The organism is Micromonospora sp. C97 (assembly GCF_018070385.1).
Classification (GTDB): Bacteria; Actinomycetota; Actinomycetes; order Mycobacteriales; family Micromonosporaceae; genus Micromonospora; species Micromonospora parva.
In genome coordinates this window covers 16,072-40,446 of record NZ_JAGPXU010000024.1, presented here as the reverse complement: position 1 = coordinate 40,446, position 24,375 = coordinate 16,072, and the positions used below count along the sequence as shown (strand labels likewise).

Below are 24,375 nucleotides of genomic sequence, written 5' to 3'. Positions count from 1 at the left end.
CGGATCGGCGTGTAAGACTTCCCGTGTACCCACCACGCGCTGGCGGGACTCGGTGAAATTCCGAACCGGCGGTGATCCACGGTCCAACCGTGGTCAGCCCGCGACCCGGACGGCTCTGCCGCCCGGTGGACCTGGTGAAAATCCGGGGCCGACGGTTGGGGGCGGTTCGTCCGCGCCCAGACAGTCCGGATGGGAGACAGCGCGCGGGACGGACGGGTCCGAGCCGACCGCTGGCGTCAGCGTGCCGTGCCGGCCCTCCGGGGGCGGCTGTGCCGTTCCCGGATTCCGCCACCGCCTGCCCGTGGCCCCATGGCCACCGCCTCCCTGACCGCCCGCGCGCGGACCGGCGAGTGAGAGGGCAGGGGCAGGGCGATGGCCAGCGTCTCCGTTGACGAGGCGATGCGGCGTGCGATCGAGTTGGCGGCGCGCGGGCTCGGCACCACCAGCCCCAACCCGGTGGTCGGGTGCGTGCTGCTCGACTCCGACGGCGAGGTCGTGGGCGAGGGCTTCCACGCGTACGCCGGTGGCCCGCACGCCGAGATCGTCGCCCTGGCGCAGGCCGGCCGGCGGGCCAAGGGCGGCACCGCTGTCGTCACCCTGGAACCCTGCGATCACACCGGCCGCACCGGCCCCTGCAGTTCCGCGCTCGTCCAGGCCGGGGTGGGTCGGGTGGTCATCGCCGTGCCCGACCCCAACCCGGTCGCGTCCGGGGGCGCCGCCACCTTGCGCGCCGCCGGGGTGCGGGTCGATCTGGGGGTACGCGGCGAGGAGGCCGAGGCCGGCAACATCGCGTGGCTGACCTCGATGCGCCGGGGCTGGCCGTACGTGATCTGGAAGTACGCCGCCACGCTCGACGGGCGGTCCGCCGCGGCGGACGGCACCAGCATGTGGATCACGTCGGAGGCGGCCCGGATCGACGTGCACGCGCTGCGCGGCACCGTCGACGCGGTCATCGCCGGGGTGGGCACCGTGCTCGCCGACGACCCCCGGTTGACCGCCCGCAACCTGCGCGACGGCAGCCTGGCCATCCGGCAGCCGCTGCGGGTGGTGGTGGACAGCTCGGGGCGGACCCCGGCTGACGCCCGGGTCCGCGACGGCGCGGCACGGACGTGGATCGCGACCGCCGAGGAGGTCGGCGCCGACGCGGACGGCCGGGTCGACCTGCCGGCGCTGCTCGCGGCGCTGCACCAGCGCGGGGTCCGCGCGGTGCTGCTGGAGGGCGGCCCCCGGCTGGCCGGCGCGTTCCTGGCCGCCGGCCTGGTCGACAAGATCGTCGGGTACGTCGCGCCGCGGTTGCTCGGCGCCGGCCCGACCGCTCTGGTCGACGCGGGAGTGACCACCATCGCCGAGGCCATCGATCTGGAGTTCGTCGACGTTACGCAGGTCGGTCCGGATCTCCGGATCACCGCTTTGCCCCGCAAAAGGGAGGGCTGAGATGTTCACCGGCATTATCGAGGAAATGGGCGAGATCGTCCGGGTGGCGCCCACGGCTGGCGATTCGGCGCTGCTCGGCGTCCGCGGCCCACTGGTCACCTCCGACGCCCGGCACGGCGACTCGATCGCCGTCAACGGTGTCTGCCTGACCGTCGTGGAGGTGGCCGACGGGGTCTTCACCGCCGACGTGATGGGGGAGACGCTGCGCCGCTCCGCGCTGGGCGCGCTGCGCCCCGGCGACCCGGTCAACCTGGAGCGGGCCGCCGCGCTCGGCAGCCGGCTCGGCGGGCACCTGGTGCAGGGCCACGTCGACGGCGTCGGTGAACTGATCTCCCGGGAGCCGGCCGAGCAGTGGGAGACGGTCCGCTTCCGGCTGCCCGCCAGCCTGTCCCGGTACGTGGTGGAGAAGGGCTCGATCACCATCGACGGTGTCTCGTTGACGGTGGCCACCGTCGGCGCGGACGAGTTCGCCGTCGGGCTGATCCCGACCACGCTGAAGCTGACCACGCTCGGCGCGAAGGGCGTCGGCGACCCGGTCAACCTGGAGGTCGACGTGCTGGCCAAGTACGTCGAACGGCTGCTCGGCGACCGGCTCACCCAGGCCGACGTGCGCGGCGTGGCCGCGAACCTGGGCGGGGTGGCCTGATGGGCCCGCTCAGCTGGCTACTGGACGCCCAGGTGCACATCGCCGGTTCGCCGGTGCTGGCCCGGGAGATCGTCGGCAACGCGTTCGGGCTGATCTCGGCGCTGCTCGGGCTGCGCCGGCTGGTCTGGGCGTGGCCGGTCGGCATGATCGGTAACGCGCTGCTGCTCACCGTCTTCCTCGGCGGGGTGTTCACCACCCCGCAGGCGCACGACCTGTACGGGCAGGCCGGCCGACAGGTGTTCTTCTTCGCGGTCAGCGTCTACGGCTGGTGGCGCTGGCAGCGCAACCGTCGCGGCGACGCCGGGCAGGCGGCCGTCGTCCCGCGCTGGGCCACCGGACGGGAGCGGCTGATGCTGCTGCTGGCCGCCGTGGTCGGCACCGCCGCGGCGTACCCGCTGCTCAAGGCCCTGGGCTCGTGGGGTCCGCTGCCGGACGCCTGGATCCTCACCGGCAGCCTGCTGGCCACCTACGGCATGGCCCGCGGGTGGGTGGAGTTCTGGCTGCTCTGGATCGCGGTGGACGCGGTCGGCGTGCCGCTGCTGCTGCGCGGCGGGTTCTACCCGTCGGCCGTCATGTACCTGATCTACGGCGCCCTCTGCGTCTGGGGCTTCGCCGCCTGGTGGCGCACCTCGCGTGCCACGGCCACCGTCCGTCAGCCCATCTACCGGGAGGCCGTCGCATGACCAGTTTTGGGGATATCGAGCAGGCGGTCGCAGACATCGCGGCCGGCCGGCCGGTCGTGGTGGTCGACGACGCGGACCGGGAGAACGAGGGCGACCTGATCTTCGCGGCCGAGCTGGCCACGCCGGAGCTGATGGCGTTCATGGTGCGCTACACCTCCGGATACGTCTGCGTGGCGCTGACCGAGAGCGAAGCCGACCGGCTCGACCTGCCGCCGATGCACCACACCAACCAGGACCGGCGCGGCACCGCGTACACGGTGACGGTGGACGCCCGCGAGGGGGTCAGCACCGGCATCTCGGCGGCCGACCGCGCGCACACCAGCCGGCTGCTCGCCGCCGCGACGACCGACCCGACCGACCTGGCCCGCCCCGGGCACGTGGTGCCGCTGCGCGCCCGCGAGGGCGGGGTGCTGCGCCGGCCGGGGCACACCGAGGCGGGCATCGACCTGACCCGGTTGGCCGGGCTGCGGCCGGCCGGCGTGCTCTGCGAGCTGGTCAACGACGACGGCACCATGATGCGCCTGCCGGACCTGGAGAAGTTCTCCGCCGAGCACGGCCTCACGTTGGTCACCATCGCCGACCTGATCGCCTACCGGCGGCGTACCGAGAAGCAGGTCGAACTGGTCGCCGACGCCCGGATGCCGACCCGGCACGGGGTGTTCCGGGCGCTCGGCTACCGCGCCGAGCACGACCCGGCCGAACACGTCGCGATGGTGCTGGGTGACCTCGGTGACGGCCAGGACGTGCTGGTCCGGGTGCACTCCGAGTGCCTGACCGGGGACGTGTTCGGCTCGCTGCGCTGCGACTGCGGGCCGCAGCTGGACGCCGCGCTGGCCCGGGTCGGGAAGGAAGGCCGGGGCGTGGTGCTCTACGTCCGTGGGCACGAGGGGCGCGGCATCGGGCTGCTGCACAAGCTGCAGGCGTACCAGCTGCAGGACCTGGGCCGCGACACCGTCGACGCCAACCTCGACCTGGGCCTGCCGGCCGACGCCCGCGACTACGGCACCGGCGCGCAGATCCTCTACGACCTGGGCGTGCGGTCGATGCGGTTGCTGACCAACAACCCGGCCAAGCGGGCCGGGCTGGAGGGGTACGGGTTGACGATCACCGGCCGGGAGAGCCTGCCGGTCGGCGCGCACCCGGAGAACATGCGCTACCTGCGCACCAAGCGGGACCGGATGGGTCACCTGCTGGACGAGTTGGACGAGGAGTCCGAGGCGCCGCTGGGGCGTCCGGTCGCCAACGACGAGATCGGAGCATGACGATGGCGGGTTTCGGTGAGCCGGGGGTCGAGGCGGTCGACGCCGCAGGACTGACGGTCGGGGTCGTCGCCGCCCGCTGGCACGGTGAGCTGACCGACCACATGCTGGAGCGGGCGGTGGCCGCCGCCGAGGCGTGCGGCGCTCGTTCCGTGGTCGCCCGGGTCGCCGGCTCGGTCGAGCTGCCGGTGGTGGCGCAGGCCCTGGCCCGCCGCTGCGACGTGGTGGTCGCCCTCGGCGTGGTGGTCCGTGGCGCCACCGCCCACTTCGACTACGTCTGCCGCTCGGTCACCGACGGGTTGACCCGGGTGGCGTTGGACGAGGGCAAGCCGGTGGCGCACGGGGTGTTGACGGTGGAGACCATCGAGCAGGCCCGCGACCGGGCCGGCCTGCCCGGTTCGGCGGAGGACAAGGGCTGGGCCGCCACGGTCGCGGCCCTCGACGCGGCACTGGCCGTGCGGACCGTGGCGGCGGGCAACGCCCAGCGGGTCGGCTTCGGCGGCTGAGGCACCCCCTTGCAGGCTCAGAGCCGACCGGCCTCGATGATCCGGCGCAGGAACTGCCGGGTCCGGGGCTGCGTCGGCTCGCCGAGCACCTGTTCGGGCGGGCCGCTCTCGACGACCCGCCCGGCGTCGAGGAAGCACACCTCGTCGGCGACCTCCCGGGCGAAGCCCATCTCGTGGGTGGCCAGCACCATGGTCATCCCGTCGGCCTTCAGGTCGCGGACCATCGACAGCACCTCGCCGACGAGCTCCGGGTCCAGTGCTGAGGTGATCTCGTCCAGCAGCATCAGCCGGGGTGAGTTCGCCAGCGCCCGGACGATCGCCACCCTTTGCTGCTGCCCGCCGGAGAGCCGGTCCGGGTAGGCGTCCGCCTTCGCGCCGAGCCCCACCCGGTCGAGCAACTCCCGGGCCTGCGCCTCCGCCTCCGCGCGGCCCCGACGGTGTACGCGCCGCGGCGCGAGGGTGATGTTGTCCAACACGCTCAGGTGCGGAAAGAGGTTGTACGCCTGGAACACCATGCCGATGCGCCGACGGACCTGGTCCGGGTCCACCCGGGGATCGGAGATGTCCTCGCCGTCCAACTCGATGGTGCCGTCGTCGAGTTCCTCCAGCAGGTTGACGCAGCGCAGCAGTGTCGACTTGCCGGAACCGGACGCGCCGATCACCGCCACCACCTGGTGCTCGGTGACGGTCAGGTCGAGCTGGTCGAGCACGGTGTGCCCGCCGAACTCCTTGCGCAGGCCCCGACAGCGCAGCAGTGCCATGGCTCAGCCTCCCGACTGCCGGCGGGCCGCGCGCAGCGTCACCCAGTCGGTGACCGCGATCAGCGGGATCGCGAGCAGCACGAAGAGCACCCCCGCCACGATGTACGGCGTGTAGTTGAAGGTCTGTGCGGTGGCGATCTGCGCGGCGCGGACCGCGTCGATCGGCCCGGCGAGCGACACCAGCCCCACGTCCTTCTGCAACGCCACCACGTCGTTGAGCAGGGGCGGCGCCACCCGGCGGACGGCCTGCGGCAGGACCACGTGGCGCATCGTCTGCCGGTGGGTCAGGCCCAACGAGCGGGCCGCCGCGAGCTGGCTGTGGTGCACCGACTCGATGCCGGCCCGGAACACCTCGGCGAGGTAGCCGCCGTAGGTGAGGACCAGCGCGATCCCGCCCAGCACCAGCACCGGCGGCATGCCCTGCAACCGCAGCCCCGGCACGCCGAGGGTGAGCAGGTAGAGCACGATGATCAGCGGCAGGCCCCGGAAGGTGTAGGTGTAGCCGGCGGCCAGCGCGCGGACCGGGAAGAAGACCGGCCCGCGCAGCGTCCGCAGCACGGCGATCACCAGCCCGAGCAGCAGCGCGCCGAACGCACAGCACACCAGCAGCCGGACGTTGAGCCAGAGCCCGCTCAGCACCGTCGGCAGCGCGTCGCGGGCGATCGCCGGATCCAGGAACGAGCGCCGGACCCGGTCCCAGCCCGGCGCCCCGGTCACCGCGATCACCAGCAGCGTGCCGAGCGCCGCCGTCGAGCAGGCCGCGACGAGCACGCTGTAGACGGTCTGCCGACGCCGGTACGCCGTGCGCCGCAGCTGCGCCTCGGACGGCACACGATCCAGTAGTGTCACCGCAGCTCGGCCGCCCCCGCCGCCTGAGCGAGCCACTTCTGCTCCAACTGCTTCAGGGTGCCCGCCGTGCTGAGCTGACCGACCGCGTCGCTCACGCACGGGGTCAGTGGGGAGTTCTTGTCGAGCAGCAACCCGAACGCCTCGGGCGTACCGACCTGCGGCACCTGCCCGACGATCGTCGCGTCGGTGATCTCCGCGCCGGTGATGTAGAAGGCGGTCGGCAGGTCCACCACCAGACCGTCCAGCTGCCCGTTCTGCAGTGCCTTCTTGGCGTCGTCGTTGCTGTTGTAGACCTGCGGCTTCGCGGTCGGCTTGATCACGTCGGTGATCGCCTGGTAGCTGGTGGTGCCGACCTGCGCGCCGAGCCGGGCGTCGCGCAGCTCGGCCAGCGACGTCCTGCCGGCGATCTTCGAGGACTTCAACGCGATGACGGTCTGTCGCACCAGGTAGTACGGCGCGGAGAAGTCGACCGCCTGCTTGCGCTCCTCGGTGATGGAGAACTGGTTGATGTCGAAGTCGAAGTCCTTCGGGCCGGGCGCGATCGCGGTGTCGAACTTGATCCGGGTCCAGGTGACGTCGGCGCGGGCGTAGCCGAGCTGCTCGGCCACCGCGTACGCGACGGCGGATTCGAAGCCCTCACCGTTGTCGGGCTTGTCGTCGGAGAACCACGGCTCGTACGCGGGCTGGTCGGTGGCGATGGTCAGCTTGCCCGGCGTACGCGTGGGCAGGCTGTCCTTGGCGCAGGACGCCGTGGCGGTGACAGTGGGGGTGGGTTTCTCGTCCTGTGGCGCGCATCCGGCGGTGGCTACCACGACGGCGCCGGCGAGGGGGAGCGCGAGAAGACGTGATCTGCTGGCCATGGCCGACAGCGTAGGGCTCCATGAGCATCGATCGACAATTGTCCCACCATGTTGGTAGGGAATTGTCCGTTTGCGGGATTCGGGCGGACCCGGACGCGGGGCCCTGCCGGGGAGGCTGGAAGAATCGCTTCCCGTGAAGACGTTCGAGGAGTTGTTCGCCGAGCTGCAGGCCAAGGCCGCCGCCGGCACCCCGGGCTCGGGCACCGTCGCCGCGCTGGACAAGGGCGTGCACTTCATCGGCAAGAAGGTCGTCGAGGAGGCGGCCGAGTCGTGGATGGCCGCCGAGCACGAGGGGCCGGAGCGCACCGCCGAGGAGATCTCCCAGCTGCTCTACCAGGTCCAGGTGCTGATGCTCGCCAGTGGTCTCGAGCTCAAGGACGTCTACCGACATCTGTGAGTGCCCCCACCCCGTTGATCGCCATCCGGATCGAAGGAGCACTCCGTCATGCTGCGTGTCGCCATTCCCAACAAGGGCACCCTGGCCGAACCGGCCGCCCAGATGCTGCGCGAGGCGGGCTACCGCCAGCGCACCGACCCCAAGGACCTCGTCTGCCGGGACGAGGCCAACGACGTCGAATTCTTCTACCTGCGCCCGAAGGACATCGCCACCTACGTCGGCTCCGGTGACCTCGACCTCGGGATCACCGGCCGGGACCTGCTGATCGACTCGGCAGCGCCGGCCGAGGAGGTCGTCGACCTGGCCTTCGGCCGGGCCACCTTCCGGTTCGCCGCCCGCCCCGACGACATCGCCTCCGTCCAGGAGCTGGGCGGTCACCGGATCGCCACCGCGTACCCGGGGCTGGTCGAGCGGCACCTCGGCGAGGTGGGGGTCAAGGCCGACGTGATCCGTCTCGACGGCGCGGTGGAGAACGCCGTACGCCTCGGCGTCGCCGACGTGATCGCGGACGTGGTGGAGACCGGCGCGACCCTGCGCCAGGCGGGCCTGGTGGTCTTCGGCGAGCCGCTGCTGCGCTCGTCGGCGGTGCTGGTCCGGCGGGCCGGCGCGCCCGCGCACGCGCAGGCCGAGCAGTTGCTGCGCCGCCTGCACGGGGTGCTGGTGGCCCGCCGCTACGTGATGCTCGCCTACGACGTGCCGGCCGGCCTGCTGGACCGGGCCAGCGGGCTCACCCCGGGCATCGAGTCGCCCACCGTGTCGCCGCTGCACCGGGAGGGCTGGGTGGCGGTGCAGGCGATGGTGCTCCGCGACGACGTGCACCGCATCATGGACGAGCTGTACGAGTTGGGTGCCCGCGCCATCCTCGTCACCAACATCCACGCCTGTCGCCTCTGATCGTCCTCTCCCGAACCGCGGCCGTCTGCGTCCCGTCTCCGTTCCCGTCCGCGGCGCGGCCCGTCTGCGTTCCGTCTCCGTTCCCGTCCGCGGCGCGGCCCGTCTGCGTTCCGTCTCCGTTCCCGTCCGCGGCGCGGCCCGTCTGCGTTGCGGTCCCGTGTCCGTCTCCGTCTCTGGCGAGGTGGCGGTCGCCGCCGTCGCCGTCCGTGTCCCGTCCCTTTCCCGGCCCAGTCCGCGTCCATGGGGCGGCCCCAGCGGCTGATCCACTCGGGTTTCAGGAAACGGGGGTGTCCCTGGCGTGCGGACACCCCCGTTTTCATGAACCCGAGTGGATCTTGCGGGTGCGCGGGTGCGCGGGTGCGCGGCTAGAACGCCGGCAGGCGGCCGGCGATCGTCGGGCGGGCGGCGGCTTGGCGGGTGCTGGCTCGGCGGGTGGTGCGTCTGCGGGACGAGTGCGGGTGGCAGACTGGTGGGGTGAGTGATACCGAGCTGGTCCGCCTGAAGCCCCGCCGCATCCGCGCGGTCTGCTGGTCGGCGGCGGTCGCCCTGGTGGTGGTGTTCGGTCTGGTCGCGACGTCGCTGAGTGGCCCGACCGGTGATGGTTACGGCAGCTTCCAGCGCGGCGACCAGATCGCCATGATCGGCCTGGGCGTCTTCGGGGCGCTGGGTTGCCTGCTGTTCACCCGTCCCCGGGTGGAGGCGGACGCGCGGGGGATCCGGGTGCGCAACATCGTCGGCTCCTACGAGCTGCCCTGGGAGGTTGTCCGGGGCGTGCGCTTCGACCGGGGCGCGCCGTGGGCCAGCCTGGAGCTGCACGACGACGACCTGCTGCCGATGGTCGCCCTGCAGGCCGCCGACAAGGAGTCGGCAGTCGACGGGGTCCGCGCGCTGCGCCGGCTGCACGAGGCCCACCAGGCCCGTCTCGCCGAACGCGCCGTCGGCCGCTGACCCCAGCGACACCGCCCACGCCGGTCCGCGGCCGAACCGTCGACCGTCGACCTCGCGTCGCCGCCCAGCGGCCAGGCATGCCGCGCACCCCTCGCCAAGATCTGGACAACTTCCCTGAAACTGCTGCATCACGGCGCCGGGAGGCGGCAGTTTCAGGGAAAGTGCGCGGATCTTGAAGCGTCGCCAGGCGCGTGAGGGCCGCGCAGGGGTGGCACGGCGTCCCGGACGCTGCCCCGGGTGTCCCGGTTTGGGGGTGACCGGGGCGCCGGTGTAGTGTTGTCGAGTCGACCAGGCTGTCTCCGCGTGCGAGCAGACAGCCTTGAAAGCGGAGCGCCTGCTCCCACCTGAGTCACCGCTACGGTGGCCGGGTCCGGTCACCGGTTCCGGGCATGTCCCGGCGCTGGATGCGCGATCCTTGTGATCGTGCCGACCGGTCGAGCGGGCCCTGGCATACGCCGGGGCCTTCTGCTTTTCGAGTCGGTTCCCTCCCGGGAGCCGCAGGGGTCGGCGACACGGCAGAAACGACTCGAGGAGGCCCCATCAGCGTCGAACCACGCGTGAACGAGCAGATCCGGGCACGTGAGGTCCGACTGGTCGGCCCAGAGGGTGAGCAGGTGGGCATCGTCCCGCTGGAGCGCGCTCTTCAGCTGGCCGCGGACGTCGATCTGGACCTGGTCGAGGTTGCGCCGATGGCGCGCCCGCCGGTGTGCAAGCTCATGGACTTCGGCAAGTTCAAGTACGAGAGCGCACTCAAGGCGCGCGAAGCGCGGCGTAACCAGCAGCAGACCGTCATCAAGGAAATGAAGCTTCGGCCGAAGATCGACCCGCACGACTACGAGACCAAGAAGGGTCACGTGGTGCGGTTCCTCAAGGCGGGCGACAAGGTCAAGGTGACGATCATGTTCCGCGGTCGCGAGCAGAGCCGCCCGGAGCTGGGTTACCGGCTCCTGCGCCGGCTCGAGTCCGAGATCACGGACCTGGGATACGTCGAGGCCGCTCCCAAGCAGGACGGCCGAAACATGATCATGGTTCTCGCTCCGCACCGGGCCGTCAAGGCTTCCGCGGTCGCCGCCACGGCGTCCCGCGGTGGTCCTCGGGACCGGGCTGGGGACGAGTCCGCCGCTCCGGCAGCCGATGAGACCGCGGCGGTCGGCGAGACCGCAGCAGCCGGCGACACCGGCACCGCCGCCACCAGCGGCGAGTAACAGGGGAGAAGACGTTCCACATGCCGAAGATGAAGAGCCACACGGGTATGGGTAAGCGGGTCAAGGTGACCGGCAAGGGCAAGATCGTTGCCCAGCAGGCCGGCCTGCGCCACAACCTGGAGAAGAAGCCCTCCACCCAGACCCGCCGGCTGACCGGCACGGTCGTGCTGGCCAAGGCCGACGTCAAGCGCATCAAGAAGCTGCTCGGCCGCTGACGCGCGCCACCTTTACGTAAGAAGGAGTTGAGATGGCACGCGTCAAGCGGGCTGTAAACGCCCAGAAGAAGCGTCGTACCCTGCTGGAGACCGCGAGTGGTTACCGCGGTCAGCGCTCCCGCCTGTACCGCAAGGCCAAGGAGCAGGTGCTGCACTCGATGCAGTACGCCTACCGGGACCGTCGCGACCGCAAGGGCGACTTCCGGCAGCTGTGGATTCAGCGGATCAACGCGGGCGCCCGGGCCAACGGGATGACCTACAACCGTCTGATCCAGGGCCTGCGTCTGGCCGGCATCGAGGTCGACCGCAAGATCCTGGCCGACCTGGCTGTCAACGACGCCGCCGCCTTCGCGGCGATCGTCGAGCTGGCCCGGGCCGCGGTCGCGGCCGAGGGCACCGGCGGCGCGGCGGCTCAGGCCGCCTGATCCCCACGCACCAGAGCGAGGCGTCTCCCGTGTCGGCACCGCCGTCCGGGGGGCGCCTCAATCGTGCCGGAGGAGCGCACATCATGGCCTTCACCCCGCGTACCCCCAGGGTTGTCGCCGCCCGCCGCCTGCAACGCCGCCGGGACCGCGACGCCACCGGCCGTTTCCTGGCCGAGGGCCCGCAGGCGGTCCGCGAGGCCCTCGCGCGGCCGGGGGTGGTCACCGAACTGTTCGGTACGACCACCGCGCTCGACCGGTACCCGGAGTTGGCCGCCACGGCGGCCCGCGCCGACGTGCCGGTCTCGGAGGTGACCGACGACGCCCTCGCGGCGCTGGCCGAGACCGTCGCCCCGCAGGGGCTGGTGGCCGTCTGCCGGCACCTGGACGTGTCGTTGGAGCAGGCCCTCGCCGGTGCGCCCCGGCTGGTGGCGGTGCTCGCCGAGATCCGCGACCCGGGCAACGCCGGCACGGTGCTGCGCACCGCCGACGCGGCCGGCGCGGGTGCGGTGGTCTTCGCCGGAGACGCCGTCGACCCCTACAACGGCAAGTGTGTGCGGGCCTCGGCCGGCAGCCTCTTCCACGTCGACGTGGTGCGCGCCCCCGACCCGGTCGCGGTGGTCGAGGCGCTGCGCGCCGCCGGGCTGTCGATCTTCGCCACCACGGGGTACGGCGACAGCGATCTGGACGACCTGACCGACTACGGGCGGCTCGTCGGGCCCACGGCCTGGCTGTTCGGCTCCGAGGCGCACGGCCTGCCCGAGGAGTTGACCGCCGCCGCCGACGCGCGGGTGCGGGTGCCGCTGTACGGGCGCGCGGAGAGCCTGAACCTGGCTGCGGCTGCCGCGGTCTGCCTGTACGCTTCAGCGAGAGCACAGCGCTGACGGTGTCCACACCCGGCGCGACTGACAGCAGGGGAGATGCTCCGTCCATGAACGCGACACGGCGTTCGTTTAGCCAGCCCGCCGGTGTCGGCGGGCGGCGGGCCTGACCTGCTCCCTGCGCAACTCCTACCGGCGGGCTGCGGCACAGCCGCGCGTCCGTAGACTCGCCTAGCCGCCCGTGGAGGGCTGGCGCCGCCGTGAGGGAGTGCCCGTACGCCATGAGCTACCGCAACGATCCGTACGACCCGAAGCAGGTCGCCCTGCTCGACCCCGCTGCCCTGGCCGAGGCCGTCGCGGACGCCACGAAGGCGTTCGAGGCCGCCGCCGACCCGGACGCGCTGACCGCGCTGCGTTCGGTGCACCTGGGTGACCGGTCACCGGTCTCCCTCGCCCGCCGGGAGATCGGCGCGCTGCCACCGGCCGCGAAGTCCGACGCCGGTAAGCGGGTCAACGAGGCCCGCCGGGCCATCGAGTCCGCTTACGCCGAGCGCGCCGAGGTGGTGGAGCGCGAGCAGGCCGAGCGGGTGCTGGTCGAGGAGCGGGTGGACGTCACGCTGCCCTACGACAGGCGGCCGCGCGGTGCGCGACACCCACTGAGCACCCTGATGGAGTCCATCAGCGACCTGTTCGTCGGGATGGGCTACGAGGTGGCCGAGGGGCCCGAGGTCGACCTGGAGTGGGTCAACTTCGACGCGTTGAACATCCCCGCCGACCACCCGGCGCGCGGGTTGATGGACACCTTCCACATCGCACCGGAGGGCTCCGGCCTGGTGCTGCGCACGCACACGTCGACGGTGCAGACCCGCACCATGCTCAGCCGCAAGCCGCCGATCTACGTGATCGTGCCGGGCCGCGTCTACCGCACCGACGAGATCGACGCCACCCACAGCCCGGTGTTCCACCAGGCCGAGGGCCTGGTCGTCGACAAGGGCATCACGATGGCGCACCTGCGCGGCACGCTCGACCACTTCGCCCGCGCGATGTTCGGCCCGGAGGCGAAGACCCGGTGGCGGCCGCACTACTTCCCGTTCACCGAGCCGTCGGCGGAGTTCGACGTGTGGTTCCCGGAGCACCGGGACGGCCCGCAGTGGGTCGAGTGGGGCGGCTGCGGCATGGTCAACCCGCGGGTGCTGCGCGCCTGCGGCGTCGACCCGGAGGTCTACTCCGGATTCGCCTTCGGTATGGGCATCGACCGGACCCTGATGGTCCGGCACGGGGTCAGCGACATCCGCCATCTCTTCGAGGGCGACGTGCGGTTCAGCCGCGCGCTCGGGACCGGGGCGTAGGCGATGCGGGTACGAGACACGGGAACGGTGGTCTGAAGTCATGCGAGTTTCTGTCAGTTGGCTGCGGGAGTACGTCGATCTCCCCGCCGACCTGCCCACCGGTGACCTGGAGCAGGCCCTGGTCGACCTCGGCATCGAGGTCGAGTCCGTGGTGGACCTGGCCGCGTCGGTCACCGGCCAGTTGGTCGTCGGTGAGGTCCGCGAGATCGAGGAGCTGACCGGTTTCAAGAAGCCGATCCGGTTCTGCCGGGTCGACGTGGGTGCCGCCAACGGCACCGGTGAGCCGCAGGAGATCGTCTGCGGGGCGCGCAACTTCGCCGTCGGTGACCGGGTGGTGGTGATCCTGCCCGGCGGCGTGCTGCCCGGCGGCTTCGCCATCGGCGCCCGCAAGACGTACGGGCACAACTCGGCGGGCATGATCTGCTCGGCGAAGGAGCTGGGTCTGGGCGACGACCACTCCGGCATCATCGTGCTGGGGCCGGACGTGACGGCCAAGCCGGGTGACGACGCGCGCCCGGTGGTCGGCCTGGACGACGTCGTGCTCGATCTGGAGATCACGCCCGACCGGGGGTACGCGCTGAGCCTGCGCGGCCTGGCCCGGGAGCTGTCGCACGCGTTCGAGGTGCCGTTGCGCGACCCGGCCCTGACGCCGGCACCGGGCGGCACCGAGACGCCCGCGTACCCGGTGGAGGTCCGCGACCCGGTCGGCTGCGACCGGTTCACCGCCCGCCTGGTCCGCGGGGTCGACCCGACCGCGCCCACCCCGTCGTGGATGGCTCAGCGGCTCGTCACCGCCGGCATCCGCAGCATCTCGCTGCCGGTGGACATCACCAACTACGTGATGCTGGAGCTGGGCCAGCCGATGCACGCGTTCGACGCCGACCGGATCGTCGGGCCGCTGGTGGTCCGCCGCGCCGAGGCGGGGGAGAAGCTGACCACCCTCGACGGCGTCAACCGGGTGCTCACCGCCGACGACATGGTGATCTGCGACGACACTGGGCCGATCTCCCTGGCGGCGGTGATGGGCGGCGAGACCAGCGAGGTCGTCACCGGCGGCACCACGAACGTGCTCTTCGAGGCGGCGCACTGGGACCCGGCGATGGTCGGGCGGACCGCCCGCCGGCACAAGCTGTTCAGCGAGGCCGCGAAGCGCTGGGAGCGGGGCGTCGACCCGGCCGTGGCGCTGGTCGCGCTGGAGCGTGCCGTGCGGCTGCTCACCGAGCACGGCGGGGGCACCCCGAGCGCGGAGATCCTGGACATCGACCACGTCCGTCCGCGTACCCCGATCAGCCTGCCGGCGGACCTGCCGACCCGGCGGGTCGGCGTCGAGTACCCGCCGGCGCGGGTGGTCGCCCTGCTGGAGCGGGTCGGCTGCACCGTCGCGCAGGGCGCGGACCGGTTGTCCGAGGACCCGGGCGCGGTCGGTGTGGCCAGCGGCGTGGGGACGGTGCTGAGCGTCACCCCGCCGACCTGGCGGCCCGACCTGACCGACCCGGCCGACCTGGTCGAGGAGGTGGTCCGCCTCGACGGGTACGACAAGGTGCCGTCGGTGCTGCCGACCGCGCCCCCCGGTCGTGGTCTGACCCCCCGGCAGCGTCGCCGCCGGGCGGTCGCCGACTCGCTGGCCGAGCGGGGGTACGTGGAGGTGCTCGCGCACCCGTTCGTGTCGCCGGAGCTGGCCGACCAGCTCGGCCTGCCGGCCGACGACCCGCGTCGGCCCGCGGTGCGGCTGGCCAACCCACTGTCCGAGGAGGAGCCGCTGCTGCGCACCACGCTGCTCGGCCCGCTGCTCGGCACCCTCAAGCGCAACCTCGGCCGGGGTCACCGCGACCTCGCCCTCTACGAGATCGGCGCGGTCTTCCACCCGCGCGTCGGCGCCGGCAGCCCGCCCGCGATGGGCGTGGACCGGCGGCCCACCGACGAGGAGTTCGCGGCCGCCGACGCTGTGGTGCCGGCGCAACCGGTGCACGTCGCGGTGGTGCTCGCCGGGGACATCGACCCGGCCGGCTGGTGGGGGCCGGGTCGGCAGGCCGGCTGGGCGGACGCGATCGAGGCGGCCCGGGACGTGCTGGCCGCCGCCGGGATCCCCGACGAGCGGGTCGAGGTGCGTGCCGCCGAGCACGCCCCGTGGCACCCGGGCCGCTGCGCCGAGCTGCGGGTCGACGACGCGGTCGTCGGCCACGCCGGTGAGCTGCACCCGGCGGTGGTCGCGGCGCTGGAACTGCCCCGTCGCACCAGCGCGATGGAGCTGAACCTCGACACGCTGCCGCCGACCCCGGTGACGCCCGCGCCGACGGTCTCCGGTTTCCCGCCGGCGCTGATCGACGTGGCTCTGGTGGTGGACGACTCGGTGCCGGCGGAGCAGGTGCGCCGGGCGCTGGAGGCGGGCGCCGGTGAGCTGCTGGAGGACGTGCGGCTGTTCGACGTGTACTCCGGCGCGCAGCTCGGCGAGGGCCGCCGGTCGTTGGCGTACAAGCTGACCTTCCGGGCACCGGACCGGACCCTCACCGTCGAGGAGGCCGTCGCGGCACGGGACGCGGCGGTCGCCGTCGCGGCCGAACGCCTAGGCGCCACCCTGCGCGGCGCCTAACCCCCACCCCACCCCCGCTCCCACCCTCGCGATCTTGCAGTTTGTGTTGCCGATTCGCACCTTTGGTCGGCTATGCGGGCGCAGTAAGTGCAAGATCGCGAGGATGGGGCGGGGTTTCTACATCATCATGCAGGGGGCTGTATTAACTTGCAGGAATCGGGTCGCCCTTGTTAATCTTCGCTGCATAGTCATGCGGAGGTGGGTATGGGGATTCGAGTCGCGGTCGCCGGAGCGAGCGGGTACGCCGGGGGTGAACTGCTGCGCCTGATCGCCGGGCACCCGGAGTTCGACCTGGTCGCCGCCACCGCCCACAGCCAGGCCGGGCACCGCGTCGACGTGGTGCACCCGCAGCTCACCGGGCTGGACCTGGTGCTCGGCACGACCGATCCGACCACCCTGGCCGACGCGGACCTGGTCTTCCTGGCCCTGCCGCACGGCGAGTCGGCGGCCCTCGCGGCGCAACTGCCGGCCGAGGTGCGGATCGTCGACCTGGGCGCCGACCACCGGCTGGCCGACCCGTACGCCTGGGCGCAGTACTACGGCGGCACGCACGCCGGGCAGTGGACCTACGGGCTGCCCGAGCTGCCCGGTCAGCGGGAGCTGATCGCCGGCTCCACCCGGGTGGCGAACACCGGCTGCTACGCCGCCGCGATCACCCTGGCGCTCGCGCCGTTGATCGCCGACGGCGCGGCCAGCCCCGCCGACGTGGTGGTCGTGGCCGCCTCCGGCACCTCGGGCGCGGGGCGGGCGGCGAAGCCGCACCTGCTGGCCAGCGAGGTGATGGGCGACCTGTCGCCGTACCGGGTCGGCACCCACCAGCACGTCCCGGAGATCAAGCAGGCCACCGGTGCGACGGGTCTGTCGTTCACCCCGGTGCTGGCGCCGATGCCGCGCGGCATCCTCGCCACTGTCACCGCGACGCCGGCGCGCGGCGTCGACCCGCAGGAGGTGCTGGCGCGGGCGTACGCGGACGCGCCGTTCGTGCACGTGCTTCCGGAGGGCCGCTGGCCGCACACCGCCGCCACGCTGGGCTCCAACTCGTGTCACCTGCAGGCCACCGTCGACGTCGACTCGGGTCGTCTGATCGTGCTGAGCGCATTGGACAACCTGGGTAAGGGCGCCGCCGGCCAGGCCGTACAGAACGCCAATCTCATGCTCGGCCTGCCGGAGACGACGGGCCTGTCGATGTGGGGAGTCACCCCTTGAGCGTCACCACCCCACGGGGGTTCCGGGCGGCCGGTGTGGCCGCCGGCCTCAAGGCCAGCGGCGGCGCGGACGTCGCACTGGTCGTCAACGACGGCCCGGACGCCGGCGTGGCCGGTGTCTTCACCACGAACCGGGTCAAGGCCGCGCCGGTGCTCTGGACGCAGCAGGTCGTGCAGGGCGGCGTGGTCCGCGCGGTGGTGCTCAACTCCGGTGGTGCCAACGCCTGCACCGGCCCGGCCGGCTTCCAGGACACCCACGCCACCGCCGAGCACACCGCCGCCGCGCTGACCTCGGTGAGCCCACGGTTGATCCTCGGCGCCGGTGAGGTCGCGGTCTGCTCGACGGGCCTGATCGGTGAGCGGCTGCCGATGCCGAAGCTGCTGCCGGGGGTCAGTTCGGCGATCCGTGGGCTGTCCCGCGATGGTGGCGTGGCCGCCGCCGAGGCGATCATGACCACGGACACCCGCTCGAAGACCACTGTGGCGCGGGGCAGCGGGTGGACTGTCGGTGGCATGGCCAAGGGCGCGGGGATGCTCGCGCCGGGGATGGCCACCATGCTCTGCGTGCTCACCACCGACGCGGTGGCAGGGCCGGCGGTGCTGGACGAGGCGCTGCGCGCGGCGACCCGGGTCACCTTCGACCGGGTCGATTCCGACGGCTGCATGTCCACCAACGACACGGTGCTGTTGCTGGCAAGTGGTGCGAGCGGCATCGAGCCGACGCCGGCCGAGCTGGCCGCCGCGGTCACCGCGGCCTGTCACGACCTGGCCCAGCAGTTGGTGGCCGACGCCGAGGGCGCGACGAAGCAGGTCGCCATCGACGTGGTCGGCGCGGCGGACGAGGACGAGGCGGTCGAGGTGGGCCGTTCGGTGGCCCGCAACAACCTGGTCAAGACGGCGCTGTTCGGCAACGACCCCAACTGGGGTCGGATCCTCGCCGCCGTCGGCACCACGGCCGCCGCGTTCGATCCGGACGAGGTGGACGTGGCGGTCAACGGGGTGTGGGTGTGCCGGGGCGGTGCCGGCGCCGAGGACCGTTCGAAGGTCGACCTGACCGGCCGGGACGTGACGATCCGGATCGACCTGCACGCGGGTACGTCGGCCGCCACCATCTGGACCAACGATCTGTCCCACGCCTACGTGCACGAGAACTCGGCCTACTCGACATGAGCCTCAGCACCGATCTCGCCCGGGCCCAGGCCAAGGCGGAGACGCTGATCGAGGCGCTGCCGTGGTTGGCGCGTTTCTCCGGCTCGACGGTCGTGGTCAAGTACGGCGGCAACGCGATGACCGATCCACTGTTGCAGCAGGCGTTCGCGGCCGACATGATTTTCCTGCGGTACGCGGGCCTGAAGCCCGTGGTGGTGCACGGCGGTGGTCCGCAGATCTCCGCCATGCTGGGTCGTCTCGGCATCGCCAGTGAGTTCCGTGGTGGTCTGCGGGTGACCACCGCCGAGGCGATGGACGTGGTCCGGATGGTGCTGGTCGGTCAGGTGGGCCGGGAGCTGGTGGGTTTGATCAACTCGCACGGTCCGTTCGCTGTCGGCCTGTCGGGGGAGGACGCCCGGTTGTTCACCGCGGTGCGCCGCCCGGCGTACGTGGACGGGCAGGCTGTGGACGTCGGCCAGGTCGGCGACGTCGAGTCGGTGGACGTGTCGGCGGTGACGGATCTGATCGACGCCGGCCGGATCCCGGTGATCTCGACGGTCGCGCCGGACGTCGACGGGGTGTTGCACAACCTCAACGCGGACACTGCCGCCGCCGCTCTGGCGGTCGCGTTGCGGGCCCGCAAACTGGTCGTGCTCACCGACGTGGCCGGTCTGTACGCCGACTGGCCGGACACCACCAGCCTGGTCTCCGAGATCGCCGCGGACGACCTGGCCAAGCTGCTGCCCAGCCTCGAGTCGGGGATGGTGCCGAAGATGGAGGCCTGCCTGCGGGCGGTGCGTGGGGGAGTGCCCGCCGCGCACGTCGTCGACGGTCGGGTGGCGCATTCCACGTTGCTTGAGGTGTTCACCTCGGAAGGGTTCGGAACGATGGTGGTGCCGGGAGACGGGACGGACGCGACATGAGCACGTTGGCGCAGCGGTGGAAGCAGTCCATGATGGACAACTACGGCACGCCGCCGTTGGCGTTGGTCTCCGGCGCCGGAGCGGTGGTGGTCGACGACGCGGGCCGGGAGTACCTGGACCTGGTGGGTGGCATCGCTGTCAACGCTCTCGGTCACGCCCATCCGGCGGTGGTGGCGGCGGTGTCGAAGCAGGTCGCGACCCTCGGGCACGTCTCCAACCTCTATGTGGCCGAGCCGCCGGTCGCCCTCGCCGAGCTGCTGTTGGCGCTCGCCGGCCGACCGGGGCGGGTCTTCTTCGCCAACTCGGGCGCGGAGGCGAACGAGGCGGCGTTCAAGCTGTCCCGGCGCACCGGCCGCACCCAGGTGGTGGCCACCAGGGGTGGCTTCCACGGCCGTACCATGGGTGCTCTCGCGTTGACCGGCCAACCGGCGAAGGCCGACCCGTTCCGGCCGTTGCCCGGCGAGGTGACCCACGTCGACTACGGCGATGTCGCCGCCCTCGACGCGGCCGTCTCCGACGCCACCGCGATGGTGATCCTGGAACCCGTTCAGGGTGAGAACGGCGTGCTCGTCCCGCCGGCCGGTTATCTCGCGGCGGCCCGGCGGATCACCGCCCGGCACGGCGCGCTGCTGGTCCTCGACGAGGTGCAGACCGGCATCGGGCGCACCGGGCACTGGTTCGCGCACCAGGCCGAGGGGGTGGAGCCGGACGTGGTCACCCTGGCCAAGGGGTTGGGTGGCGGGCTGCCCATCGGGGCGACGCTGGCGTTCGGCCCCGCCGCGGACCTGCTCACTCCCGGCTCGCACGGCACCACGTTCGGCGGCAACCCGGTCAGCTGCGCGGCGGCGCTCGCCGTGGTGGCGACCATCGCCAACGAGGGGCTGCTCGACAACGTCAAGCGGGTCGGTGAGCGGTTGCGTCGCGGCATCGAGGCGCTGGGCCACCCGCTGGTCGCCGGGGTACGCGGCGCCGGTCTGCTGCTCGGCGTGGTGCTCACCGCGCCGGTGGCGCCGGTGCTGGCCGAGGCCCTGCGCGAGGCCGGCTTCCTGGTCAACCCGGTGCAACCGGGTGTGGTCCGGTTGGCGCCGCCGCTGATCCTCACCGCCGCCCAGGCGGACACCTTCCTCGCGGCGCTGCCGGCCGCACTGGACGCGACCGCCCCGGCAGCGGCCGGCGCGGACACCGCACCAGCCACAGTGACCACCACGACGGGGACGACTCGATGACCCGGCACTTCCTGCGCGACGACGACCTTTCGCCCGCCGAACAGTCAGCGGTCCTCGACCTGGCGGCCCGGATGAAGGCGGACCGGTTCGGTCACCGGCCACTGGTCGGCCCCCGCTCGGTGGCGGTGCTGTTCGACAAGCAGAGCCTGCGGACCCGGATCTCGTTCGACGCCGGGATCGCCGAGCTGGGCGGGCACCCCCTCGTGGTGGACACGCAGGTCACCCACTTCGGTCGGGGTGAGTCCCTCGCGGACGCGGGGCGCGTGCTGTCCCGCTACGTCGCGGCGATCGTGCTGCGGACCCACGGTGACGAGCGGATCGCCGAGGTGGCGGCGGGGGCCAGTGTGCCCGTGGTCAACGCGCTCACCGACGGATTCCACCCGTGCCAGTTGCTGGCCGACCTGCTCACCGTCCGGGAGCGGTGCGGTGGCACGGCCGGTCGCACCCTGGCGTACGTGGGGGACGGCGCGAACAACATGGCGCAGTCGTACCTGCTGGCCGGGGCGACGGCCGGGATGCACGTGCGGATCGCCGGCCCGGCCGGGTTCGCGCCGGACGCGGCGGTGGTGCAACGGGCCGCGCGGATCGCGGCCCAGACCGGCGGGTCGGTGCGGGTGCTGACCGACCCGGTCCAGGCGGTACGCGACGCCGACGTGCTGGCCACCGACACCTGGACGTCGATGGGGCAGGAGTCCGACGGGTTGGACCGGATCACGCCGTTCCTGCCGTACCAGGTGAACAAGGAGTTGCTCGGCCAGGCCGCGCCGGACGCTATCGTGCTGCACTGCCTGCCGGCGCACCGCGGCGAGGAGATCACCGACGAGGTGCTCGACGGCCCGCAGAGCGCGGTCTTCGACCAGGCGGAAAACCGGCTGCACGCCCAGAAGGCGCTGCTGACGTTCCTGCTGGACGCCGCGACCGGGGAGTCCCGATGACCGCACCGCTGACCCGCGCGGCCCGGCACGCCCGGATCGTGGAGCTGATCCGCGACCGGGCGATCCGGTCGCAGACCGAGCTGGCCGACCTGCTCGCCGCCGACGGCGTGGGCGTCACCCAGGCCACTCTCTCGCGGGACCTGGAGGAGTTGGGCGCGGTCAAGGTGCGCGGCGGCGACGGTCCGGCCGTCTACCTGATCCCCGAGGACGGTCAGCGACCGTTGCGCGACGCCGAGGCCGCTCCGGCCCGGCTGGTACGACTGCTGCGCGAACTGCTCAACGGGGTCGACTCCAGCGGCAACATCGCCGTGCTGCGGACCCCGCCGGGCGCGGCCCAGTACCTGGCCAGCGCGTTGGACCGGGCGGGTCTGCCCGAGATCGTCGGCACCATCGCCGGCGACGACACCATCCTCGTCGTGGCCCGTGAGGCCGTCGGCGGGGCGGCGCTGGGGGAGAAGCTCGCCGGCTGGGCCCGCCGCGACGACACCATCGACGGGACCACCGCCTCATGACGCGGCGGAGCGTGAAGAGTGACCGAGCGCGGCGAGTGAGCCCCGCAGTCGCGAGCGAAAGGCAACCAGAGCAATGATGGGCGACGTGGACGACAAGAGCCTTACCGAGAACAGTGCCGCCACCAACCGGACGAGCCTCTGGGGTGGCCGGTTCGCGGGCGGCCCCGCCGAGGCGCTCGCCCGACTGTCGGTGAGCGTGCAGTTCGACTGGCGGCTGGCCCCGTACGACATCGCCGGTTCCCGGGCGCACGCCCGGGTCCTCGCCGGCGCCGGCCTGCTCGACCCGGAGGAGCTGGGCCGGATGCTGGCCGCGCTGGACGACCTGGAGGCCGCCTGCGCCTCCGGGGCGTTCCGGCCCACCATCGACGACGAGGACGTGCACACCGCGCTGGAGCGTGGCCTGCTGGAGCGCCTCGGCAGCCTCGGTGGCAAGCTGCGCGCCGGCCGGTCCCGCAACGACCAGGTCGCCACCGACCTGCGGCTCTACCTGCGGGATCACGCCCGGGGCGTGGCCAGCCGGCTGGTCGAGCTGGCGGAGGCGCTGGTGGAACAGGCCGAGCGGCACGTCGACACCGCCGCGCCGGGCATGACCCACCTCCAGCACGCTCAGCCGGTCACCTTCGGGCACTGGCTGCTGGCGCACGTGCAGCCGCTGCTGCGCGACCTGGAGCGGCTGCGTGACTGGGACCACCGGGCGGCGATCAGCCCGCTCGGCGCGGGCGCGCTGGCCGGTTCCGGGCTGCCGTTGGACCCGGTGGCGGTGGCCAAGGAGCTGGGTTTCCGGACGTCGTTCGCCAACTCGATGGACGCGGTCGCCGACCGGGACTTCGTCGCCGAGTTCCTCTTCACCACCGCGTTGATCGGGGTGCACCTGTCCCGCCTCGGCGAGGAGGTGGTGCTCTGGACCTCGCACGAGTTCGGCTGGGTGGAGCTGGACGACTCGTTCGCCACAGGCTCGTCGATCATGCCGCAGAAGAAGAACGCGGACATCGCCGAGCTGGCCCGGGGCAAGTCCGGGCGGCTGGTCGGCGGCCTGATGACAGTGCTGACCATGCTCAAGGGCCTGCCGATGACCTACGACCGGGACATGCAGGAGGACAAGGAGCCGGCCTTCGACGCGGTCGACACCCTGGAGCTGCTGCTTCCGGCCCTGGCGGGAATGATCTCCACGATGACGGTCCGGGTGGACCGCCTCGTCGCCGCCGCCCCGGTCGGTTTCTCCCTCGCCACCGAGGTCGCCGACTGGCTGGTCCGACGCAACGTGCCGTTCCGGGACGCGCACGAGATCACCGGCCAGCTGGTGGCGCTCTGCGCGGCTCGCGAGTGCGAGCTGAACGATGTCTCCGACGAGGACCTGGCCACGATCAGCGGGCACCTCGACCCGTCGGTGCGCGACGTGCTCTCGGTCCGTTCGGCTCTCGCGGCCCGGACCACCCCCGGGTCCACCGGTCCCGGCCCGGTCGCCGACCAGCTCGCCGCCGCGGCGGACCGGTTGGCCGGTTGGCGGGAGTGGGCCGCCGAGCGGGTCGTTCCGCGCTGAGCTGTGCCGTGGCGTCGGCGTCGGCCGCCGGCGCCACGGCTGGTTCAGGCCGTCGGGCGCTCCCGCTTGGGGAGCTTCGCCACCACCATGTCGTACGACGAGTCGACCGCCTCGGTCAGCTCCTCGTCGCCGATCCCGCCGTCCAGGCGCAGCGTGTTCCACCCGGACCGGCCGATGTAGGCCATCACGCTGGCGTCGCCGGGGTGTCGGTGCAGCCACTCGTCGGCGACCTCCCGGGTCGGCCCGCACTTGACGCCGACCGTCGGTTTGCCCCCGGCGCTGCCGAGGAACGCGAAGATCCGGCTGCCCACCTTCACCACCTCGTCGCCCTCCCACGGCTGGTCCAGCCATGCTCCCGGCTTCGCCAGGCAGTACGCCAGCATCTCCGCGCGCTCCATGGGTGCCTCCTCGTCGTGCGCACAGTGTGCCCGCCCGACCGCCGTCGCGGGCGCGACGTGCCGATCCGGGTGTGTGCTCAGGACGCGCCGGATCCGGCGGTCTGCTCGGACGAGCGGGCGGCGACCCGCTCGTAGCGCTGTCGGGCCGCCTGTGCGCTGCCCAACCCCAACCCGTACGCGATCGCCTGCCAGGTCAGCCCCCGGTCGCGGGCCAGTGTCAACAGGCCGGCTTCCAGGGCGTCCAGCTCGGCGCGGACGTGGGGCAGCAGGGTCAGCGCGGCGGTCAGGTCGGCGGCGTCGACCGGCTCCTCCGTCGGTTCGCGTTCGGCCCCGCCGGCGGCCAGCGCGGTGACCAGGGCGACCGCCTCCCACGGGTCCAGCACGTACGGGTGGGCCCAGCGGCCCCGCTGGGCGTCGGTGCCGGCGTGCCGCTCGGCGATCCGGTGCAACGCCTCGTGCGTGCGGTGGGCGCGGGCGCGGGCCGGGTGGGGCGCGGTGAATGGATCGTCCGTCGTCATACCCCGAGCACACATCATCAACGTCCGGTTGTCAACAGAACGTTCAAATCTCGTCGTGGGTCCGCTCGCGGCCGACCCCCGGGCGCGCATCGCCCGCTCGGCTGCCGGGTCGGCGGGATGGGTACCGTCG

At 72.6% G+C, this 24,375-nt stretch carries 26 protein-coding genes and 1 riboswitch; of the genes, 21 read left to right on the top strand and 5 right to left on the bottom strand.

Annotation, left to right across the window (positions count from 1 at the left end; translation table 11 throughout):
• Positions 1-34 precede the first annotated feature (34 nt).
• A riboswitch (FMN riboswitch) is annotated at positions 35-205 on the top strand.
• Between the two features lie 167 nt (positions 206-372).
• Genes ribD through ribH form a run of 5 tightly spaced genes read left to right on the top strand, consistent with a single transcriptional unit; the run spans position 373 to position 4,528 of the window.
• A complete protein-coding gene (ribD, locus tag KBX26_RS24915) occupies positions 373-1,434 on the top strand; it encodes a bifunctional diaminohydroxyphosphoribosylaminopyrimidine deaminase/5-amino-6-(5-phosphoribosylamino)uracil reductase RibD (RefSeq protein WP_030335693.1) in 1,062 nt (353 codons plus the stop codon).
• A gap of 1 nt (position 1,435) precedes the next feature.
• On the top strand, positions 1,436-2,080 hold the full coding sequence (locus KBX26_RS24910; RefSeq protein ID WP_210866541.1) for a riboflavin synthase: 645 nt from the start codon (positions 1,436-1,438) through the stop codon (positions 2,078-2,080).
• Complete coding sequence (gene pnuC / locus KBX26_RS24905) at positions 2,080-2,763, top strand: nicotinamide riboside transporter PnuC (RefSeq protein ID WP_210859248.1); 684 nt, start codon at positions 2,080-2,082, stop codon at positions 2,761-2,763. Before KBX26_RS24910 ends, pnuC begins: the two co-directional genes overlap by 1 nt.
• Entirely contained in the window at positions 2,760-4,025 is a 1,266-nt protein-coding gene (locus KBX26_RS24900) for a bifunctional 3,4-dihydroxy-2-butanone-4-phosphate synthase/GTP cyclohydrolase II (protein WP_030335699.1), read from the top strand. Before pnuC ends, KBX26_RS24900 begins: the two co-directional genes overlap by 4 nt.
• A 2-nt stretch (positions 4,026-4,027) precedes the next feature.
• Positions 4,028-4,528, top strand: coding sequence for a 6,7-dimethyl-8-ribityllumazine synthase (ribH, locus tag KBX26_RS24895; protein WP_030335701.1), 501 nt, complete (start codon positions 4,028-4,030; stop codon positions 4,526-4,528).
• A gap of 17 nt (positions 4,529-4,545) precedes the next feature.
• Here ribH and KBX26_RS24890 read toward each other — a convergent pair whose 3' ends face one another.
• Genes KBX26_RS24890 through KBX26_RS24880 form a run of 3 tightly spaced genes read right to left on the bottom strand, consistent with a single transcriptional unit; the run spans position 4,546 to position 6,998 of the window.
• Positions 4,546-5,289 carry an amino acid ABC transporter ATP-binding protein gene (locus tag KBX26_RS24890; RefSeq protein ID WP_030335704.1) on the bottom strand — a complete coding sequence of 248 codons (744 nt, stop codon included), beginning with the start codon at positions 5,287-5,289 and terminating at the stop codon, positions 4,546-4,548.
• A gap of 3 nt (positions 5,290-5,292) precedes the next feature.
• The gene (locus KBX26_RS24885) at positions 5,293-6,138 is read right to left on the bottom strand and encodes an amino acid ABC transporter permease (protein ID WP_374224328.1); all 846 of its coding nucleotides are present in this window, start codon (positions 6,136-6,138) and stop codon (positions 5,293-5,295) included.
• Positions 6,135-6,998 (bottom strand): ABC transporter substrate-binding protein, encoded by an 864-nt coding sequence (locus tag KBX26_RS24880; protein WP_030335707.1) that lies wholly within the window; start codon positions 6,996-6,998, stop codon positions 6,135-6,137. The genes KBX26_RS24885 and KBX26_RS24880 overlap by 4 nt, the downstream gene beginning before the upstream one ends.
• Positions 6,999-7,131: 133 nt before the next feature.
• Here KBX26_RS24880 and KBX26_RS24875 point away from each other — a divergent pair, with 133 nt between their 5' ends.
• The 16 genes from KBX26_RS24875 (at position 7,132) to argH (ending at position 23,329) form a co-directional block, all read left to right on the top strand.
• On the top strand, positions 7,132-7,395 hold the full coding sequence (locus KBX26_RS24875; protein WP_030335709.1) for a phosphoribosyl-ATP diphosphatase: 264 nt from the start codon (positions 7,132-7,134) through the stop codon (positions 7,393-7,395).
• A 48-nt stretch (positions 7,396-7,443) separates the two neighbouring features.
• Positions 7,444-8,289, top strand: a complete 846-nt coding sequence (gene hisG, locus KBX26_RS24870; RefSeq protein WP_030335711.1) for an ATP phosphoribosyltransferase — start codon at positions 7,444-7,446, stop codon at positions 8,287-8,289.
• 474 nt (positions 8,290-8,763) lie between these two features.
• Positions 8,764-9,237, top strand: coding sequence for a PH domain-containing protein (locus tag KBX26_RS24865; protein WP_210859252.1), 474 nt, complete (start codon positions 8,764-8,766; stop codon positions 9,235-9,237).
• A gap of 557 nt (positions 9,238-9,794) precedes the next feature.
• Complete coding sequence (gene infC / locus KBX26_RS24860; RefSeq protein ID WP_030335715.1) at positions 9,795-10,442, top strand: translation initiation factor IF-3; 648 nt, start codon at positions 9,795-9,797, stop codon at positions 10,440-10,442.
• Positions 10,443-10,462: 20 nt separating this feature from the next.
• Positions 10,463-10,657, top strand: a complete 195-nt coding sequence (gene rpmI / locus KBX26_RS24855) for a 50S ribosomal protein L35 (protein ID WP_007458415.1) — start codon at positions 10,463-10,465, stop codon at positions 10,655-10,657.
• Between the two features lie 32 nt (positions 10,658-10,689).
• Positions 10,690-11,082 carry a 50S ribosomal protein L20 gene (rplT, locus tag KBX26_RS24850; RefSeq protein ID WP_030335718.1) on the top strand — a complete coding sequence of 131 codons (393 nt, stop codon included), beginning with the start codon at positions 10,690-10,692 and terminating at the stop codon, positions 11,080-11,082.
• Between the two features lie 83 nt (positions 11,083-11,165).
• The gene (locus KBX26_RS24845) at positions 11,166-11,963 is read left to right on the top strand and encodes an RNA methyltransferase (protein ID WP_051708749.1); all 798 of its coding nucleotides are present in this window, start codon (positions 11,166-11,168) and stop codon (positions 11,961-11,963) included.
• 218 nt (positions 11,964-12,181) lie between these two features.
• Entirely contained in the window at positions 12,182-13,249 is a 1,068-nt protein-coding gene (gene pheS / locus KBX26_RS24840) for a phenylalanine--tRNA ligase subunit alpha (RefSeq protein ID WP_030335722.1), read from the top strand.
• A gap of 40 nt (positions 13,250-13,289) precedes the next feature.
• A complete protein-coding gene (gene pheT / locus KBX26_RS24835) occupies positions 13,290-15,839 on the top strand; it encodes a phenylalanine--tRNA ligase subunit beta (RefSeq protein ID WP_210866540.1) in 2,550 nt (849 codons plus the stop codon).
• Positions 15,840-16,043: 204 nt separating this feature from the next.
• Complete coding sequence (gene argC / locus KBX26_RS24830; protein WP_030335725.1) at positions 16,044-17,045, top strand: N-acetyl-gamma-glutamyl-phosphate reductase; 1,002 nt, start codon at positions 16,044-16,046, stop codon at positions 17,043-17,045.
• Positions 17,042-18,214, top strand: coding sequence for a bifunctional glutamate N-acetyltransferase/amino-acid acetyltransferase ArgJ (gene argJ, locus KBX26_RS24825; RefSeq protein ID WP_030335727.1), 1,173 nt, complete (start codon positions 17,042-17,044; stop codon positions 18,212-18,214). Before argC ends, argJ begins: the two co-directional genes overlap by 4 nt.
• Positions 18,211-19,116, top strand: a complete 906-nt coding sequence (gene argB / locus KBX26_RS24820) for an acetylglutamate kinase (protein ID WP_210866539.1) — start codon at positions 18,211-18,213, stop codon at positions 19,114-19,116. Before argJ ends, argB begins: the two co-directional genes overlap by 4 nt.
• Positions 19,113-20,342, top strand: coding sequence for an acetylornithine transaminase (locus KBX26_RS24815; RefSeq protein WP_030335731.1), 1,230 nt, complete (start codon positions 19,113-19,115; stop codon positions 20,340-20,342). Before argB ends, KBX26_RS24815 begins: the two co-directional genes overlap by 4 nt.
• Entirely contained in the window at positions 20,339-21,277 is a 939-nt protein-coding gene (argF, locus tag KBX26_RS24810) for an ornithine carbamoyltransferase (protein ID WP_210866538.1), read from the top strand. The genes KBX26_RS24815 and argF overlap by 4 nt, the downstream gene beginning before the upstream one ends.
• Positions 21,274-21,789 (top strand): arginine repressor, encoded by a 516-nt coding sequence (locus KBX26_RS24805; protein ID WP_210863518.1) that lies wholly within the window; start codon positions 21,274-21,276, stop codon positions 21,787-21,789. Before argF ends, KBX26_RS24805 begins: the two co-directional genes overlap by 4 nt.
• A 76-nt stretch (positions 21,790-21,865) precedes the next feature.
• On the top strand, positions 21,866-23,329 hold the full coding sequence (argH, locus tag KBX26_RS24800; RefSeq protein ID WP_030335737.1) for an argininosuccinate lyase: 1,464 nt from the start codon (positions 21,866-21,868) through the stop codon (positions 23,327-23,329).
• 44 nt (positions 23,330-23,373) lie between these two features.
• Here argH and KBX26_RS24795 read toward each other — a convergent pair whose 3' ends face one another.
• Both KBX26_RS24795 and KBX26_RS24790 read right to left on the bottom strand, forming a co-directional pair.
• Entirely contained in the window at positions 23,374-23,727 is a 354-nt protein-coding gene (locus KBX26_RS24795) for an MmcQ/YjbR family DNA-binding protein (RefSeq protein WP_030335740.1), read from the bottom strand.
• Between the two features lie 77 nt (positions 23,728-23,804).
• Positions 23,805-24,245, bottom strand: coding sequence for a hypothetical protein (locus tag KBX26_RS24790; protein WP_036412188.1), 441 nt, complete (start codon positions 24,243-24,245; stop codon positions 23,805-23,807).
• Between the last annotated feature and the right edge of the window lie 130 nt (positions 24,246-24,375).

What these genes read in the sequence shown, in the direction of transcription:
- ribD (WP_030335693.1), top strand. Translation starts at nt 373, where the DNA reads ATGGCCAGCGTCTCCGTTGACGAGGCGATGCGGCGTGCGATCGAGTTG.
- KBX26_RS24910 (WP_210866541.1), top strand. Translation starts at nt 1,436, where the DNA reads ATGTTCACCGGCATTATCGAGGAAATGGGCGAGATCGTCCGGGTGGCG.
- pnuC (WP_210859248.1), top strand. Translation starts at nt 2,080, where the DNA reads ATGGGCCCGCTCAGCTGGCTACTGGACGCCCAGGTGCACATCGCCGGT.
- KBX26_RS24900 (WP_030335699.1), top strand. Translation starts at nt 2,760, where the DNA reads ATGACCAGTTTTGGGGATATCGAGCAGGCGGTCGCAGACATCGCGGCC.
- ribH (WP_030335701.1), top strand. Translation starts at nt 4,028, where the DNA reads ATGGCGGGTTTCGGTGAGCCGGGGGTCGAGGCGGTCGACGCCGCAGGA.
- KBX26_RS24890 (WP_030335704.1), bottom strand. Translation starts at nt 5,289, where the DNA reads ATGGCACTGCTGCGCTGTCGGGGCCTGCGCAAGGAGTTCGGCGGGCAC.
- KBX26_RS24880 (WP_030335707.1), bottom strand. Translation starts at nt 6,998, where the DNA reads ATGGCCAGCAGATCACGTCTTCTCGCGCTCCCCCTCGCCGGCGCCGTC.
- hisG (WP_030335711.1), top strand. Translation starts at nt 7,444, where the DNA reads ATGCTGCGTGTCGCCATTCCCAACAAGGGCACCCTGGCCGAACCGGCC.
- rpmI (WP_007458415.1), top strand. Translation starts at nt 10,463, where the DNA reads ATGCCGAAGATGAAGAGCCACACGGGTATGGGTAAGCGGGTCAAGGTG.
- rplT (WP_030335718.1), top strand. Translation starts at nt 10,690, where the DNA reads ATGGCACGCGTCAAGCGGGCTGTAAACGCCCAGAAGAAGCGTCGTACC.
- KBX26_RS24845 (WP_051708749.1), top strand. Translation starts at nt 11,166, where the DNA reads ATGGCCTTCACCCCGCGTACCCCCAGGGTTGTCGCCGCCCGCCGCCTG.
- pheS (WP_030335722.1), top strand. Translation starts at nt 12,182, where the DNA reads ATGAGCTACCGCAACGATCCGTACGACCCGAAGCAGGTCGCCCTGCTC.
- pheT (WP_210866540.1), top strand. Translation starts at nt 13,290, where the DNA reads ATGCGAGTTTCTGTCAGTTGGCTGCGGGAGTACGTCGATCTCCCCGCC.
- argC (WP_030335725.1), top strand. Translation starts at nt 16,044, where the DNA reads ATGGGGATTCGAGTCGCGGTCGCCGGAGCGAGCGGGTACGCCGGGGGT.
- argB (WP_210866539.1), top strand. Translation starts at nt 18,211, where the DNA reads ATGAGCCTCAGCACCGATCTCGCCCGGGCCCAGGCCAAGGCGGAGACG.
- KBX26_RS24815 (WP_030335731.1), top strand. Translation starts at nt 19,113, where the DNA reads ATGAGCACGTTGGCGCAGCGGTGGAAGCAGTCCATGATGGACAACTAC.
- argF (WP_210866538.1), top strand. Translation starts at nt 20,339, where the DNA reads ATGACCCGGCACTTCCTGCGCGACGACGACCTTTCGCCCGCCGAACAG.
- KBX26_RS24805 (WP_210863518.1), top strand. Translation starts at nt 21,274, where the DNA reads ATGACCGCACCGCTGACCCGCGCGGCCCGGCACGCCCGGATCGTGGAG.
- argH (WP_030335737.1), top strand. Translation starts at nt 21,866, where the DNA reads ATGGGCGACGTGGACGACAAGAGCCTTACCGAGAACAGTGCCGCCACC.
- KBX26_RS24795 (WP_030335740.1), bottom strand. Translation starts at nt 23,727, where the DNA reads ATGGAGCGCGCGGAGATGCTGGCGTACTGCCTGGCGAAGCCGGGAGCA.
- KBX26_RS24790 (WP_036412188.1), bottom strand. Translation starts at nt 24,245, where the DNA reads ATGACGACGGACGATCCATTCACCGCGCCCCACCCGGCCCGCGCCCGC.